Annotated in this window: 14 protein-coding genes; 8 read left to right on the plus strand and 6 right to left on the minus strand. The window is 70.7% G+C overall.

Going from position 1 to position 15,039, the window contains the following annotated elements; translation table 11 throughout:
* The first annotated feature begins 38 nt into the window (after window positions 1–38).
* The gene (locus tag BM393_RS20835; protein ID WP_091732195.1) at window positions 39–1,289 is read left to right on the plus strand and encodes a hypothetical protein; all 1,251 of its coding nucleotides are present in this window, start codon (window positions 39–41) and stop codon (window positions 1,287–1,289) included.
* 105 nt (window positions 1,290–1,394) lie between these two features.
* Here BM393_RS20835 and BM393_RS20840 read toward each other — a convergent pair whose 3' ends face one another.
* The gene (locus BM393_RS20840) at window positions 1,395–2,048 is read right to left on the minus strand and encodes a TetR/AcrR family transcriptional regulator (RefSeq protein WP_091732200.1); all 654 of its coding nucleotides are present in this window, start codon (window positions 2,046–2,048) and stop codon (window positions 1,395–1,397) included.
* Between the two features lie 141 nt (window positions 2,049–2,189).
* On the opposite strand from BM393_RS20840, the gene BM393_RS20845 reads away from it, so the two are divergent.
* From BM393_RS20845 to BM393_RS20875, 7 genes are all read left to right on the plus strand, one after another.
* Window positions 2,190–3,380, plus strand: a complete 1,191-nt coding sequence (locus BM393_RS20845) for an efflux RND transporter periplasmic adaptor subunit (protein ID WP_404932680.1) — start codon at window positions 2,190–2,192, stop codon at window positions 3,378–3,380.
* A gap of 19 nt (window positions 3,381–3,399) precedes the next feature.
* Window positions 3,400–6,573 (plus strand): efflux RND transporter permease subunit, encoded by a 3,174-nt coding sequence (locus tag BM393_RS20850; protein WP_091732208.1) that lies wholly within the window; start codon window positions 3,400–3,402, stop codon window positions 6,571–6,573.
* Between the two features lies 1 nt (window position 6,574).
* Window positions 6,575–8,011, plus strand: coding sequence for an AdeC/AdeK/OprM family multidrug efflux complex outer membrane factor (gene adeC, locus BM393_RS20855; RefSeq protein WP_091732212.1), 1,437 nt, complete (start codon window positions 6,575–6,577; stop codon window positions 8,009–8,011).
* Between the two features lie 85 nt (window positions 8,012–8,096).
* Window positions 8,097–8,720 (plus strand): TetR/AcrR family transcriptional regulator, encoded by a 624-nt coding sequence (locus BM393_RS20860; protein WP_091732215.1) that lies wholly within the window; start codon window positions 8,097–8,099, stop codon window positions 8,718–8,720.
* 75 nt (window positions 8,721–8,795) lie between these two features.
* Entirely contained in the window at window positions 8,796–9,227 is a 432-nt protein-coding gene (sdhC, locus tag BM393_RS20865; protein WP_091732218.1) for a succinate dehydrogenase, cytochrome b556 subunit, read from the plus strand.
* A gap of 325 nt (window positions 9,228–9,552) precedes the next feature.
* Entirely contained in the window at window positions 9,553–9,750 is a 198-nt protein-coding gene (locus tag BM393_RS26225) for a hypothetical protein (protein WP_254783586.1), read from the plus strand.
* A 180-nt stretch (window positions 9,751–9,930) separates the two neighbouring features.
* Window positions 9,931–11,274, plus strand: a complete 1,344-nt coding sequence (locus BM393_RS20875) for a patatin-like phospholipase family protein (protein WP_254783542.1) — start codon at window positions 9,931–9,933, stop codon at window positions 11,272–11,274.
* A 45-nt stretch (window positions 11,275–11,319) separates the two neighbouring features.
* Here the strand turns inward: BM393_RS20875 and BM393_RS20880 are convergent, their stop codons facing one another.
* From BM393_RS20880 to lpxK, 5 genes are all read right to left on the minus strand, one after another.
* Entirely contained in the window at window positions 11,320–12,078 is a 759-nt protein-coding gene (locus BM393_RS20880) for a 3-hydroxyacyl-CoA dehydrogenase (protein WP_091732222.1), read from the minus strand.
* 163 nt (window positions 12,079–12,241) lie between these two features.
* Complete coding sequence (gene adk, locus BM393_RS20885; protein ID WP_091732226.1) at window positions 12,242–12,895, minus strand: adenylate kinase; 654 nt, start codon at window positions 12,893–12,895, stop codon at window positions 12,242–12,244.
* A gap of 148 nt (window positions 12,896–13,043) precedes the next feature.
* Window positions 13,044–13,802, minus strand: a complete 759-nt coding sequence (gene kdsB / locus BM393_RS20890) for a 3-deoxy-manno-octulosonate cytidylyltransferase (RefSeq protein WP_091732231.1) — start codon at window positions 13,800–13,802, stop codon at window positions 13,044–13,046.
* Window positions 13,799–14,002, minus strand: coding sequence for a Trm112 family protein (locus BM393_RS20895; protein ID WP_091732234.1), 204 nt, complete (start codon window positions 14,000–14,002; stop codon window positions 13,799–13,801). Before BM393_RS20895 ends, kdsB begins: the two co-directional genes overlap by 4 nt.
* On the minus strand, window positions 13,983–15,038 hold the full coding sequence (gene lpxK / locus BM393_RS20900; protein ID WP_091732237.1) for a tetraacyldisaccharide 4'-kinase: 1,056 nt from the start codon (window positions 15,036–15,038) through the stop codon (window positions 13,983–13,985). The genes BM393_RS20895 and lpxK overlap by 20 nt, the downstream gene beginning before the upstream one ends.
* Window position 15,039 lies beyond the last annotated feature (1 nt).

Genomic DNA, 15,039 nt, shown 5'->3' on the forward strand with positions numbered 1-15,039 from the left:
CGAGGGTGGCGCGTTTTTCTTCGTAGGAGAGCAAGCGAATGAAACTCAAACTGCTGGCAACCGCCGCCGTGGGCGCCGCCGCGCTGGTGCTGGGCACGACGCCCGAAGGCAGCCTGAGCGTCCTGTCCCAGGCCGCCGCGCAGGTGCGCCCGCAAGTCGGTGGCGCGCTCAAGGCCGCGTCCGACCTGCTCAAGGCGGGCAAGGCGCAGGAAGCGATGGCCAAGATCCGCGAGGCCGAGGCCGTTCCCGGCCGCAACGCCGACGAGAACGCGACGCTGGAAGGCCTGCGCCTGTCCGCCGCCTCGCGCCTGGGCGATGCCGACGGCATGGCCAAGGCCTATGACGCGCTGAGCGCCGCCGGCAAGATGCCCGCGGCCAACAAGCTGCTGACGATGGAAGCCATCGCCGGCACCTACCTCCGCGCGGGCAATGGCGCCAAGGCGCTGGAGTGGGTCAACAAGTACAACGCCGCCGGGGGCAACAGCCCGACGATGAAGCAGATCCAGAGCGCCGCGCAGCTGCGTTCCGGTGATGTGACGACGGTGCTGAAGGACACGCTGGCCGAGATCGCCGCCGACGAGAAGGCCGGTCGCACGCCGTCGCAGGACAAGCTCAACACCGCGCTGTGGGCCGCCAACAAGAAGGGCGACGGCGCCACCGAGTCGGCGCTGATCCAGAAGCTGCTGAACTACTACCCGACGCAGAAGCTGTGGGCGCAGTCGCTGGGCACGCTGCAAAGCAAGAAGGGCTTCGCCGCCGGCCGCTACCAGGTCGACGTGCTGCGCCTGCGCCTGGTGACCGACAACATGCAGGGCGCCAACGACTACATGGAGCTGGCCCAGCTGGCGGGCGCGGCGGGTTATCCGGATGAAGGCAAGAAGGTGCTGGACAAGGGCTTCGCCGCCGGCGTCCTGAAGCCGACCGACGACAACGGCCGTCCGAAGCGCCTGGCCGACCTGCTGGACAAGCGGATCGCCGAAGCCAAGGCCGGTGCGGCTGCCGCCGAGACGGCCGCCCGCGGCGCCCGTGAAGGCGACGAGCTGGTGAAGGTCGGTTTCGCGCAGGTGCAGCGCGGCCAGGCCGCCGCCGGCATCAAGCTGATGGAGGAAGGCATCGCCAAGGGCAACCTGAAGCGTCCGGACGATGCCAAGCTCTACCTGGGCCTGGCGCAGTTCCTGGCCGGCGACAAGGCCAAGGCGCAAGCGACCTGGCGCACCGTCAAGGGCACCGACGGCTCGGCCGACCTGGCCGGCCTGTGGTCGGTGTACGCGCGCAGCGCGAAGCACTGATCGCGACAGACTGTCCGGCGCTCCTCGCGGCGCCGGTCAAACGCCAAGAAGCGCCGACGGCAACGTCGGCGCTTTTTTTCATGGGCGCTCGCCCGTCTGGAGTGATCAGGACGATCGCGCTTCCTTCCGGGCGGACGGGGCGGGGGGCGCGCCGGCGGGGGCGTAGGCCCTGAGGAAGACGTCCACCGCGCGTCGCGCGGCCCGCTTGATCTGGAGCCGGCTCGGCGGCGGAAGATCGCGGTGGAACCACCGGTGGTAGTGCTCCGCGTTGACCAGCGCGCCGAAGTACTGGGCCAGGAGCCCCGGGTCCTCGCGGCGCAGCTCGCCCAGTTCCACCGCTTGCCGGAACATCTCCGTCATGACCGCCATGCCCCGCTGCGGGCCGACCTCGTAGAACATGCGGCCGATGTCCGAATGGCCCGCCGCGCCCAGCACCATGCGATGCGCCGACACCGATTCGTCGCTGGTCAGGAACGCCGTCAGCTTCTCGGCGAAGCGGGTGAGCCTGGCCTCGAGGTCGCCGCCGCGGTACTCCGCGATCTCCGCCAGCGCCGTGGCCATGTGCCGGTCGCCGGCCGCCTCGGTCACCGCGAGGAACAGCTCCTCCTTCGACGCGAAGTAGCCATAGATCGTCGACTTCGATCCGCCGATGCGCTTGACGATCTCGGCCATCGATGCGCGCTCGTAGCCGAACTCCAGGAACACCTGCGAGGCCACTTCGAGGATGGCCTCGCGGCGCGCTTCAGTGCGGACTTTCACGACATCTCCTTAACCGTACCAATCGGTCCATTTTTTCTTGACACCCGGGAACTGTCAATCCAATAATCCGCGCCAATACCGAACCGTTCGGTACGTTTTAGAAATGACCAAGACTGCTCGACCCGGAGGTCCGCCATGAGCATCCGCCAAGATCCCTTCCTGCCCACGGCGCTGCTGGCCGCTGTTGCGGCACTGGCCCTCGCTGCCTGCGGCGAGCCGCCGCATCCGCCCAACATGGGCGGCAACGGCACGCCGCAGGTCGCTGTCACGACTGTGAAGCCGCAGCGCCTGGCGCTGACGACCGAGTTGCCGGGCCGGGTCACGGCGGCGCTCGTCGCCGAGGTGCGACCGCAGGTCGGTGGGCTGGTGCAGGAACGCCGCTTCAAGGAGGGCAGCGAGGTCAAGGCCGGCGAACTGCTGTACCAGATCGATCCGGCGACCTATCGCGCCAACGTCGACAACGCGCAGGCCACGCTCGCCAAGGCCGAGGCGACGCTGGTGTCGGCGAGGCTGAAGGCCGGCCGCTACCACGAGCTGTCCGCGATCAAGGCCGTGAGCCAGCAGGAAGCCGACGATGCCGCCGCCAGCCTGCTGCAGGCCGAGGCCGATGTCGGCGCCGCGCGCGCCACGCTGCAGACACAGCGCATCAACCTGGCCTACACCCGCATCACCGCGCCGATCAGCGGGCGCATCGGCCGCTCCACGGTGACGCCGGGCGCGCTGGTCACCGCCAACCAGGCGGCCGCGATGGCGACGGTGCAGCAGCTCGATCCCATCTATGTCGACGTGACGCAATCCAGCGGCACGCTGCTGGCGCTCAAGCGTTCGCTGGAGAACGGCCGGCTCAAGAGCGGCACGGCCGCCGTGCGGCTGGTGCTCGAGGACGGCAGCGTTTATCCGCAGGCCGGCAAGCTGCAGTTCTCCGAGGTGACGGTGGACCAGAACACCAGCGCCGTGACGCTGCGGGCCGAGTTCCCGAATCCGCGCGGCGACCTGCTGCCCGGCATGTACGCGAAGGCGGTGATCGAGGAGGGCGTGATCGACCAGGCCGTGCTGGTGCCGCAACCGGCGGTCAGTCGCGACAGCACCGGCAAGCCGGTGGCCTTCGTCGTGGACGGCGACGGCAAGCTCGCGCAGCGCGCGCTGACGACGGAGCGGGCCATCGGCGACCAGTGGCTGGTCGGCAGCGGCCTGAAGGCGGGCGACCGGCTCGTCGTCGAGGGCCAGCAGAAGGCGCGGCCGGGACAGCCGGTCGAGGTCAAGGCGGCGGCCGCGCCGTCCCTGCCCGCCGCCGTGAAGACCGCCGCGGCCAGCGCCGCGACCGCGCATTGAGCATCGGACGGAGACCCTCATGGCTCGCTTCTTCATCGACCGTCCGATCTTCGCCTGGGTCCTGGCCATCATCACGATGCTGGCCGGCACCGTCGCGGTGCTGACCCTGCCGATCGCGCAATACCCCACCATCGCCCCGCCCGCCATCGCCATCACGGCGAACTATCCCGGCGCCTCCTCCAAAACCCTGGAGGACACCGTCACGCAGGTCATCGAGCAGAAGATGAAGGGGCTGGACCGGCTCTCTTACATCGCCTCGACCAGCGAATCGACCGGCAGCGTGACCATCACGCTGACCTTCGAGACGGGCACCAATCCCGACACCGCGCAGGTGCAGGTCCAGAACAAGCTGGCGCTGGCGACCCCGCTGCTGCCGCAGGAGGTCCAGCAGCAGGGCGTTCAGGTCGCCAAGTCGGCCAACAACTTCCTGAATGTGCTGGCCTTCATCTCGGAGGACGGCCGGCTCAACGGGTCCGACCTGTCGGACTACGTCGCGGCCAACGTGCAGGACCCGATCAGCCGCGTGGAAGGCGTGGGTGACACGACGCTGTTCGGCTCGCAATATGCGATGCGCATCTGGCTGGACCCGGGCAAGCTCAACAGCTTCAAGCTGACGCCGCTGGATGTGAAGGCCGCGGTGCAGGCGCAGAACGCGCAGGTCTCGGCCGGCCAGCTCGGCGGCCTGCCGGCGGTGCCGAGCCAGCAGCTCAACGCCACCATCACCGCGCAGACGCGGCTGAAGACGGCCGCGGAGTTCGAGGCCATCCTGCTGCGCACGCAGGCGGACGGCTCGGCGGTGCGGCTGCGCGACGTGGCGCGCGTCGAGCTGGGCAGCGAGAGCTACGCCACGGTCGCGCACTTCAACGGCAAGCCGGCGGCGGGTCTGGCGATCAAGCTGGCGACCGGCGCGAACGCGCTCGACACGGTCAAGGGCATCGATGCGAAGCTCGAGGAGCTCAGCAAGTTCTTCCCGCCCGGCGTCAAGGTGATCAAGCCCTACGACACGACGCCGTTCGTGCGCATCTCCATCGAGGAGGTGATCAAGACGCTGATCGAGGCCGTGGTGCTGGTCTTCCTGGTGATGTACCTGTTCCTGCAGAACTTCCGCGCCACGCTGATCCCGACGATCGCGGTGCCGGTGGTGCTGATGGGCACCTTCGGCGTGCTGGCGGTGTTCGGCTACTCGCTCAACACGCTGACGATGCTGGCGATGGTGCTGGCCATCGGCCTGCTGGTCGACGACGCGATCGTCGTCGTCGAGAACGTCGAGCGCGTGATGAGCGAGGAAGGCCTGTCGCCGCTGGAGGCGACGCGCAAGTCGATGGGGCAGATCACCGGCGCGCTGGTCGGCGTGGCGCTGGTGCTGGCGGCGGTCTTCGTGCCGATGGCCTTCTTCGGCGGCTCGACCGGCGTGATCTACCGCCAGTTCACCGTGACCATCGTGTCGGCGATGACACTGTCGGTGCTGGTGGCGATGATCCTGACGCCGGCGCTGTGCGCGACGCTGCTCAAGCCGGTGGCCAAGGGCCATGCGCTGGCGACGACCGGCTTCTTCGGCGCGTTCAACCGCGCCTTCGACCGTGGCAACCGCCGCTACCAGGGCATCGTGCAGCACATGCTGGGCCGCGGCTGGCGCTACATGGCCGGCTACGCGGTGCTGGTGGCGGTGGTCGGATTTGTCTTCAGCAAGATCCCCGCCGGCTTCCTGCCGGAAGAGGATCAGGGCACGCTGTTCACGCTGGTGCAACTGCCGCCCGGCGCCACGCAGGCCAGGACGCAGGAGGTGCTCCAGCAGGTCGACCATCACTTCCTGGTCGAGCAGAAGGACGCGGTGGACGCCATCTTCTCCGTGGCGGGCTTCAGCTTCGCGGGCAGCGGCCAGAACGCCGGCTTCGCCTTCGTGAAGCTCAAGCCCTGGGGCGACCGCGTCCGGCCGGAGCTGAAGGCCGCGGCGGTGGCCGGACGGGCGATGGAGACGCTGTCGAAGATCCGCAACGCGACGGTCTTCGCGATCGTGCCGCCCGCGGTGTCGGAGCTGGGCAATGCAAGCGGCTTCGACCTGATGCTGCAAGACCGCGCCAACCTCGGCCATGCCGCGCTGATGCAGGCCCGCAACCAGCTGCTGGGCGCACTGATGAAGGAGCCGGGCCTGGTCGCCGTGCGGCCCAACGGCATGGAGGACACGCCCGACTTCCGGCTCGACATCGACGAGCACAAGGTCGGCGCGCTGGGCCTGTCGATGAGCGACGTGAACGCGACCTTCTCGACCGCCTGGGGCAGCAACTACGTCAACGACTTCATCGATCGTGGCCGGGTGAAGAAGGTCTTCCTGCAGTCGGATGCGCCGTTCCGGATGCTGCCGGGCGACATCGACCATTGGTTCGTCCGCAATGCCGCCGGGACCATGGTGCCCTTCAGCGCCTTCGCCACCGCCAGCTGGACCCTGGGCTCCCCGCGCCTGGAGCGTTACAACGGCGTGCCGTCGGTGGAGATCCTGGGCATGGCGCTGCCGGGCGCGCTGTCCAGCGGCCAGGCGCTGGACCTGGTGGAGCGCCACGCGGCCGCGCTGCCGCCGGGCATCGGCTACGAGTGGACCGGCGTCTCGCGCCAGGAGCGCGAGGCCGGCGGCCAGGCGGGCCTGCTGTACGCGGTGTCCATCCTGGTGGTGTTCCTGTGCCTGGCGGCGCTGTACGAGAGCTGGTCCATCCCGTTCTCGGTGGTGCTGGTGGTGCCGCTGGGCGTGCTGGGCACGCTGGTCGGCGCGGTGCTGACCTGGAAGATGAACGACGTCTACTTCCAGGTGGGCCTGCTGACCACGGTGGGCCTGGCCTCGAAGAACGCGATCCTGATCGTCGAGTTCGCGAAGGAGCTGCATGCGAAAGGCATGTCCACCCTCGAGGCCGCGATCGCCGCGGCGCGCATGCGCCTGCGGCCGATCCTGATGACCTCGCTGGCCTTCATCCTGGGCGTGCTGCCGCTGATGGTCAGCAAGGGCGCCGGCGCCGGCGCGCAGAACGCGCTCGGCACGGCCGTCGTCGGCGGCATGGTGTCCGGCACGGTGCTGGCGATCTTCTTCGTGCCGCTGTTCTTCGTCGTCGTGCAGGGACTGTTCGGGCGTAACAAGCCTGCGGCGGCCGAGTCCGCCGGGGCCCCCGCCGCCGATGCCTCCCCCCTGTTGAACGAGGGCCACTGACATGACCCGATTGATCTCCCTGGTCCCTTTGCCGACCTGGCCCGGCCTGACGGCGCTGGCGGCGGCCCTGCTGCTGAGCGGCTGCGTCAACCTGGCGCCGCGCTACGAGCGTCCCGCCGCGCCGGTGCCCGAGCACTACCCGGACGCCCCGGCGGACGCTGGATCGAACGGCGCCGCGAACGCGGACGTCGGCTGGCGGACCTTCTTCGCCGACGCGAAGCTGCGGGGCCTGATCGAGCTGGCGCTCGACAACAACCGCGACCTGCGCGTGGCGGTGCTCAACATCGCGCAGGCCCGCGCGCAGTACCGGATCCAGGACGCGGCCACCTTGCCGACGCTGAGCGCCAGCGGCAGCGGCACCGCGACCCGCACGCCGGCCAGCCTCTCGGCGACCGGCGAGGCGTTGACCAGCCACCAGTACAGCGCGACGCTGGGCGTCAGCGCCTATGAGCTGGACCTGTTCGGCCGCGTGCGCAACCTGAGCGCGCAGGCGCTGGAGCAATACCTCTCCACCGAGGAGGCGAGGCGCAGCACCCAGATTTCGCTGGTGGCCGAGGTGGCCACGGCCTACCTGACCTGGGCCGCGGACCTGGAGCGCCTGGCGCTGGCGCGCGAGACGCTGCGCAGCCAGTCCGACACCTACACGCTGACCAAGCGCAGCTTCGAGCTGGGCAGCGCCTCGGCGCTGACGCTGCGGCAGGTGCAGACCAGCGTCGACAGCGCGCGCGTGGACGTGGCGCGCTACACCGGCCAGATCGCGCAGGACCGCAATGCGCTGGCGCTGCTGCTGGGCGCGCCGGTGCCGGCCGAACTGGCGCCGGGCGCTCTCGGCGACTCGCTCAATGCGCTCCCCGAGCTGCCGGCCGGACTGCCGTCCGAGCTGATGCTGCGCCGGCCCGATCTGCTGCAGTCGGAGCACAAGCTCAAGGCCGCCACGGCCAACATCGGCGCGGCGCGCGCGGCCTTCTATCCGCGCATCAGCCTGACGGCCTCGGCGGGCAGCGGCAGCGCGGACCTGTCAGGCCTGTTCAAGGGCGGTTCGGGATCCTGGACCTTCCTGCCGCAGATCAGCCTGCCGATCTTCGATGGCGGCAGCAACCGGGCCTCGCTCGACAGCGCCATCGCCGGGCGCGACATCGCCGTGGCGCAGTACGAGCAGGCGATCCAGTCCGCCTTCCGCGAGGTGGCGGATGCGCTGGCGCAGCGCGAGGCGCTGAGCGGTCAGCTGCAGGCGCAGCAGTCGCTGGTCGAGGCGAGCGGCGATGCGCTGAAGCTGTCCGATGCCCGCTTCGCGCGTGGCGTCGATAGCTACCTGGACGTGCTGGATGCGCAGCGCTCCTGGTACGGCGCGCAGCAGACGCTGATCGGCATGCGGCTCTCGCGGCTGACCAACGGGGTGACGCTCTACAAGGCGCTGGGCGGTGGCTGGAACGGCTGAGCGCCGGTCGCGGCCGCGGCCGTGGTTGCGGTCGCGGTCGCGGTCGCGGTCGCGAGGGGCAGTGTTGAGCACCAGGAGGGCATCCATGGACCAGGAAGGCGACATGAAACCAGCGGGCCCGGCGCCCGCGCCGCGGGGCCGGCCGTCGCGGCGGTCGATGCTGCTGTCGACGGCGATCCGCGTGCTGCAGGAGCGCGGCATCCGCAACATGACGCTGGAGGAGGTGTGCGCGGCGTCGGGGGTGTCGCGGGGCGCGGTGTACTGGCACTTCCGGTCGAAGGAGCGCCTGGTGGAGGAGTCGCTCGCGGCGACGACGCTGCCGCTGGAGCAATTGCGACAGCAGGCCTGGGAGGATCCTTGCACGACGCTGGCACGGGCGGTGATGGCCTGCGTGACCCAGGAGCGCCTGCGCGGGCTCTGCGTGACGCTGCTGTTCAACGCGTCGGAGGCTGCGGCGCGGGCGCGGATGGCTCGGGTGCGGGTCGCGGTCACCTGGTTCCTGGCGCGGCATTGCGTGGCCCGGCGCGACGTGCTCGGTCGCGTGGCGCGGCGGCACCGGGTGCAGCTCGCGCACGCGATGGTGATGGGCTCGCTCATCGAGTTCATGGCCTTCATGCCCAGGGACATCGCTGGCGAGCATGCGCTGGCGCAGGCGCTGCGCCGGCTGGTCGGCGCCGGGCCGGCGCAGGAGCGGCTCCAGCCGGTGTGAGGGCGGCGTCGCCGGGGTCGCCGCGACGGGGCCCGATCACAACCGTCCCACTTGATTCGCGAGGACTTGTCACCGATGAAAAAAGAAATGCGTCCGGCACACAGGAACGTCGGGCTTGCGCAACTGCCGGCCTACATGGCCAGGTTCCCGTCCACCGCCTGGGTGTCGCTGCTGCATCGCGTCAGCGGCCTGCTCCTGGTCGTGGCGCTGCCGCTGGTCATCGCGACCCTCGAGGCCGCGCTCGCCTCCGCGGGCTCCTACGAACGGCTGACGGCGGTGTTCTCGACCGGTTGGGGCGGCCTGCCGGGCTGGCTCATGAAGCTGCTGTCGCTGGTCCTGCTGTGGGCCTTCCTGCACCACCTGGCCGCCGGACTCCGGTTCGTGCTGCTCGACATGAGTCACCGCGCGGTGGAGAAGCACCGGGCATCGCGTTCCGCGCGGTGGGTGCTGATCTCGAGCCTGACGCTGACGGTGGCGGTGGGCGCCAAGGCCTTCGCGCTCCTATGAGCACTCGATGGGCGTGGCAGGCCCCCTCGCTGGTCGCAGCGATCCCCCGCCTTCTCAAGGAAGCCCCATGACAAAGCTTGTGCGTTGCATCCAGGCGCTGGTCATCCTCATGTGCCTGGTGCCGCTCGTCGGCCACGGCCAGGAGCCTCCACCTCCGGTCCCGCTTCCGGTGCCGCTCCTGCCACCGCCACCACTGCCGCCACCACCGCCGTTGCCACCGCCACCGCCTCCGCCGCCATTGCCACCGCCGCCGCCATTGCCGCTGCTTCCACCCCCACACGTCACCGTGTCGGCGATCGTGCTCGACCAGGCGCCACCGCCTCCGATGGTCGAGCGCATCCCGCCCGCGCCCTTCGAAGGCGCCCTGTGGATAGGCGGTTACTGGGACTGGACGGGAGATCGATACCAATGGATCGGGGGGCGATGGGAAACCGCGCGCCGCGGATACAGCTACCGCGCTCCTGGCTGGGTTCGTGAAGGCGCGCTGTGGCGGCTCGACCTTGGCGGTTGGGTCGCGCGCTGATCGCTGCGGGCTGCTCGCGGTGAGGTCGCGCTTTCACCGCCAGGATCTGCCTCGCTCGCGCCTGGACGGAATATGAGATGCTCCGCGCCCGATGCGGTCGGCGGCTTGTCCCCCGGCCGCATCTCGGCGGGGAGTCAGCCCTTGAAGGTGATGTGCGTGGGAATTGGAAGACGTCTCGGAATGCTGGTGCTGGCGGCGACGCTGGCCGGTTGCTCGACCTATCGGCCCTGGATCAATGGCGGCCTCGCGGCGGGCGCGGATGGCGCACCCGCCGCGGCGCCGGTCGCCCCGCGCCGCACGCCGCCGGCGGTCGTGGCCGCCGTCACGCTGTCCGGTGGGGGCGCGCGGGCGGCCGCGTTCGGCCTGGGCGTGCTGCGCGAGATGAAGGCCACGCCGTTCAGTCTCGAGGGCCAACCCACGACGTTGCTGGACCAGGTCGCGCTGGTCAGCGGGGTGTCCGGCGGCAGCATCCTGGCCGCGCACTTCGCGGCCTTCGGCGACGAGACGCTGACGCGCTTCGAGCCCGACTTCCTGATGGTGCCCTTCGAGGCCGGCCTGATCCGCCAGGCCTTCGCGCCGACGCGCCTGTATCACCTGACCTCGCCGTGGTACGGCCGCAGCCACATCCTGGCGCAGCGGCTCGACGAGCTCTATCGCGGCCTGACCTTCGGCGACCTGAAGTCACGCCCCCATGCGCCGGACCTGATGGTGACCGCCACCGACCTCACCACCGGCGCCCCCTTCGATTTCACGCCCGAGCAGTTCGGCCTGATCTGCTCGGACCTGGACCGCACGCCGCTGTCGTTCGCGGTCGCCGCCTCGTCGGCGGTGCCCATCCTGCTGTCGCCGATGACCCTGAAGAACCACGCCGGCGAGTGCGCCCCCGCGGCGACGCCACCGCGCGGCCCGGCGACGTCCGACGACTACCGCACCCGGCTGCTGGCGCTGAGCGCGCAAAGCTACCGCGACGCCAAGGAGCGGCCGTACATCCACCTCGTGGACGGCGGGGTCTCCGACAACACCGGCGCGCGGCTGATGCTGGACCGGCTGCTGGCCGGCGGCTCGATCGCCTCGTCCTTCCCGGACGCGCCGCCCGGCTCGATCCACCGGATGGTCCTGATCACCGTGAACTCGGAGCGCGACCTGGCCGAGCGCATCGACGCCAGCGACCAGGTGCCGTCGACGGGGCAGGTCATCGAGACCCTGGTCTTCGGCGCCGGCGCGCGCGAGACGCAGGTGACGCTGGCCATGCTCAACGACGACCACCGTCGCTGGCAGGCGGAACTGATGCGCACGCGCGGCACGCCGGGGAGCCCGTTCGCGGCGGACGCCGAGCTCCACATCGTCAGCGTGAGCCTGCATGACGTGCCGGACGACAAGATCCGCCACAGCCTGCTGCGCGTGCCGACGGCCTTCACCATCGAGGGCCGCGACGTGCAGGAGCTGCAGAAGGCCGGTGCCGAGGCGCTGCGTTCGGCCCCCGCGTTCATCCGCTTGAGGGAAAGCCTGGACCGGCTGAAGTGAGGCGCGGCGGGCGCCGCAGCGTCCGCCCGGCGCGACCCTCGATGCTCACTTCGGCGCCATCCGGATCGCGCCGTCCAGGCGGATCACCTCGCCGTTGAGCATGTCGTTGGTGACGATCTGGTGGACCAGCTTGGCGTAGTCCTCCGGGCGGCCCAGGCGGGACGGGAAGGGCACGCTCGCGGCCAGCGCGTCCTGCACCTCCTGCGGCATGCCGAACAGCATCGGCGTGCCGAAGATGCCGGGGGCGATCGTCATGTTGCGGATGCCGTTGCGGGCCAGGTCACGCGCGATCGGCAGCGTCATGCCGACGACGCCGCCCTTGGAGGCCGCATAGGCCGCCTGGCCCATCTGGCCGTCATAGGCGGCGACCGAGGCGGTCGAGATCAGGACGCCGCGCTCGCCGGTGGGCTCGGGTTCGTTCCGGCTCATCGCCTCGGCGGCCACGCGGATCATGTTGAAGCTGCCGATGAGGTTGACGGTGATCACCTTCGAGAAGGTGGCCAGCGGATGCGCGCCATCCTTGCCGACGGTCTTGGCCGCAGGTGCAATGCCTGCGCAGTTCACCAGGCCCATCAGCTTGCCCAGCGAGACCGCCACGGCCACTGCCGCCTCCGCGTCGGCCTCCTGGCTGACGTCGCACTTGATGAAGGTGCCGCCCAGCTCCTTGGCCAGGGCTTCGCCGCGCTCGACCTGCAGGTCGGCGATGACGACGGTCGCGCCTTCGCGCGCCAGCATGCGGGCCGTGCCCTCGCCGAGTCCCGACGCGCCGCCGGTGACGATGAAGACCTTGTTCGCGATGTCCATGGGATGTCTCCTTCCAGGGGTTCCTGTGACCGGGCGGCGGCGGGGCGGCCGCGCGGTGGCTGGTTGCCGTTGACGTAAACGTCAATTGTCGGCGGAAAAATGGCGACCTCGTGGGCCGCCATCGTTGCTGTCGCGACGCGCGCGCGTCGCGGATCGTCGGGTCTCAGCCCAGCGCGGCGAGGGCGCGGCCAGTGATCTCGTCGACCGTGCCGATGCCTTCGATGCGGCGGTACTGCGGCGCCTGCGCGTCACCGCTGGCGGCCCAGGTCGAGTAGTAGTCCACCAGCGGGCGGGTCTGCGCCTGGTACACCTCGAGCCGCTTCTTGACGGTCTCTTCCTTGTCGTCGTCGCGCTGGATCAGGTCCTCGCCGGTGACGTCGTCCTTGCCGGCGACCTTGGGCGGGTTGAACTTGGTGTGATAGGTGCGACCCGAGCCGACGTGCACGCGGCGGCCGCTCATGCGCTCGATGATGGCGGCGTCAGGGACGTCGATCTCGAGCACGAAATCCAGCTTCACGCCGGCGGCCTTCATCGCGTCGGCCTGCGGGATGGTGCGGGGGAAGCCGTCGAACAGGAAACCCTTGGCGCAGTCCGGCTGCGCGATGCGTTCCTTGACCAGGCCGATGATGATGTCGTCGCTGACGAGGCCGCCGGCGTCCATCACCTTCTTGGCCGCGACGCCGAGCTCGGTGCCCGCCTTGACGGCGGCGCGCAGCATGTCTCCGGTGGAGATCTGCGGGATACCGAACTTTTGGCAGATGAAAGCCGCCTGGGTGCCTTTACCGGCGCCAGGGGCGCCCAGAAGAATCAGTCGCATGGGTCTCCTCGATATGGGGAGAGGGCGCGCCGCACGGGTCGACGCGCCCTCGAAAACTGCGGGCGAGGATAGCACGGGCCTGCCTACGCCCCGCTGACGCGACCGTCGAATGACAGGGGCCGTCACCCGGTCGGGCCAGGGCCGCGATTCAGCTGGCCATCAACTGTCTGACGCGTTCCAGGTCCTCGGGCGTGTCCACGCCGGGACCGGGCCGCTCGTCGCTGACATGCACCGCGATGCGCTCGCCGTGCCACAGCACGCGCAGTTGCTCGAGTGCCTCGATCTGCTCCAGCGGCGAGACGGTCAGCGTCGGGAAGCGGCGCAGGAAACCGGCGCGATAGGCATACAGGCCGACGTGGCGCAGGACCGCCCCCGGCTTGATGCGGGCGCCGCCGCCTGGCGCGTCGCGCCACCAGGGGATGGGCGCGCGGGAGAAATACAGCGCCAGGCCTTGCGCGTCGGTCACCAGCTTCACCACGTTCGGATTCGCGAACTCGGCGTCGTCGTCGATCGCGTGCGCGACCGTCGCCATCGCGCACTGCGGCCGCGCGGCCAGCAGCTCGGCGCAGGCGCGGATCATCGCCGCCGCGATCAGCGGCTCGTCGCCCTGGACGTTCACCACCAGCGCGTCGTCCGGCAGCGCCAGCAGCTCGCAGGCCTCGGCCAGGCGGTCGCTGCCGCTGGCGTGGTCGGCCCGGGTCATCAGCGCGCGGATCCCGTGGGCCTCGCAGGCCTGGCGCACCTCGGCCGCGTCGGTGGCCACCACCACCTGGGCCGCGCCGGCCAGCGCGGCCCGGCGCGCGACCTGCACGATCATCGGCGCGCCGGCGATGTCCGCCAGCGGCTTGTTCGGCAACCGCGTCGAGGCCAGCCGGGCCGGAATGACGATGTGGAAGGGCGTGCTCACGCCGGGTCGCCTTCGGCGTCGGTGGAGCGGGCCTCGTTCGCCAGCATCACCGGGATGCCGTCGCGGATCGGGAAGGCCAGGCGGTCGGCGGGGCAGACCAGTTCGCGGTCCGGCAGGCCGGTCGCCGCGGCGTTGCGGCGGTCTTCCAGCGGGCCCTTGCAGACGGGGCACACCAGCATCTCAATCAGTCGATGGTCCATGGGGGAGCAGCCGCCGCAACTCGCGCTGCAGCGCCTCTTCAAAAGCGGGTTCGGGGCGGAAGTCTAGCGCCACCACCCAGATGCGGCAGCCCTGCAGCGCCTCGGGGCGCAGCTTGACGGCATCCTTCTCGGTGATGACGACCTCGTCGGTGCGCGCCCAGGGCAGCGGGTCCAGCGCGGCATGATCGGGCAGGGCCAGCGCGCGGAAGTTCAGGCCCTGCTCGCCGAGCATGTCGAAGAAGCGCTGCGGCCGCGCCAGGCCCGCGGCCGCCAGCAGCGGCTTGCCGCGCAGCGCGTGCAGGCGCTCGAGCCGGGCCGGCTCGCCGCGCCACCAGTCCGCCAGCGCGACCGCGCCCGCCAGTTGCCGGGTGCCGACGTAGCCGGGCAGGGCGGTGCTGGGGCGGCCGGTGCTGTAGAGCACCAGGGTGTCCGCGCAGGAGCCCGGCGGCGGCGGCAGGGCGCGTGACTGGCGCAGCGGCCCCGCCGGGAGCAGCCGGCCGTTGCCCAGGCCGCGCTCGTCGAAGACGAGGAGGCTCAGCTGCCGCGGCAGCCGCCAGTGCTGCAGGCCGTCGTCGGAGACCAGCAGCTGGATGTCGGGGTTGGCCTGGAGCAGCGCGCGCGCCGCCGCGATGCGGTCGCGGCCGACGGCCACCGGCACGCCGGCGCGCAGCTTGATCAGCAGCGGTTCGTCGCCGACGTCCTCGGCGCGGTCGCCGTCGGCGATGACGCGCACCTGCGCCTCGTCGGCGCGACCGTAGCCGCGCGAGATGACGCCGGCGCGCAGGTTCAGGCGCTGGAGCGTGTCCAGCAGCGCGAGGGTGGTGGGGGTCTTGCCGGCGCCGCCGACCACCCAGTTGCCGACGACGATGACCGGCACCGGCAGCGGCTCGCTGCGCTTGAGGCCCAGCCGGTAGAGCAGCACCCGCAGCCGGATCACCGCGCCGTGCAGCGCGGCCAGCGGGCGGAGCAGGTGGGCCAGGCGGTCGTCGTCGCGCCAGGCGCGCTGCAGCCGGTCTTCAAGTGCCGGCCGGGTCATG

Source organism: Mitsuaria sp. PDC51 (assembly GCF_900113225.1).
In the GTDB taxonomy this organism is placed as follows: domain Bacteria; phylum Pseudomonadota; class Gammaproteobacteria; order Burkholderiales; family Burkholderiaceae_C; genus Roseateles.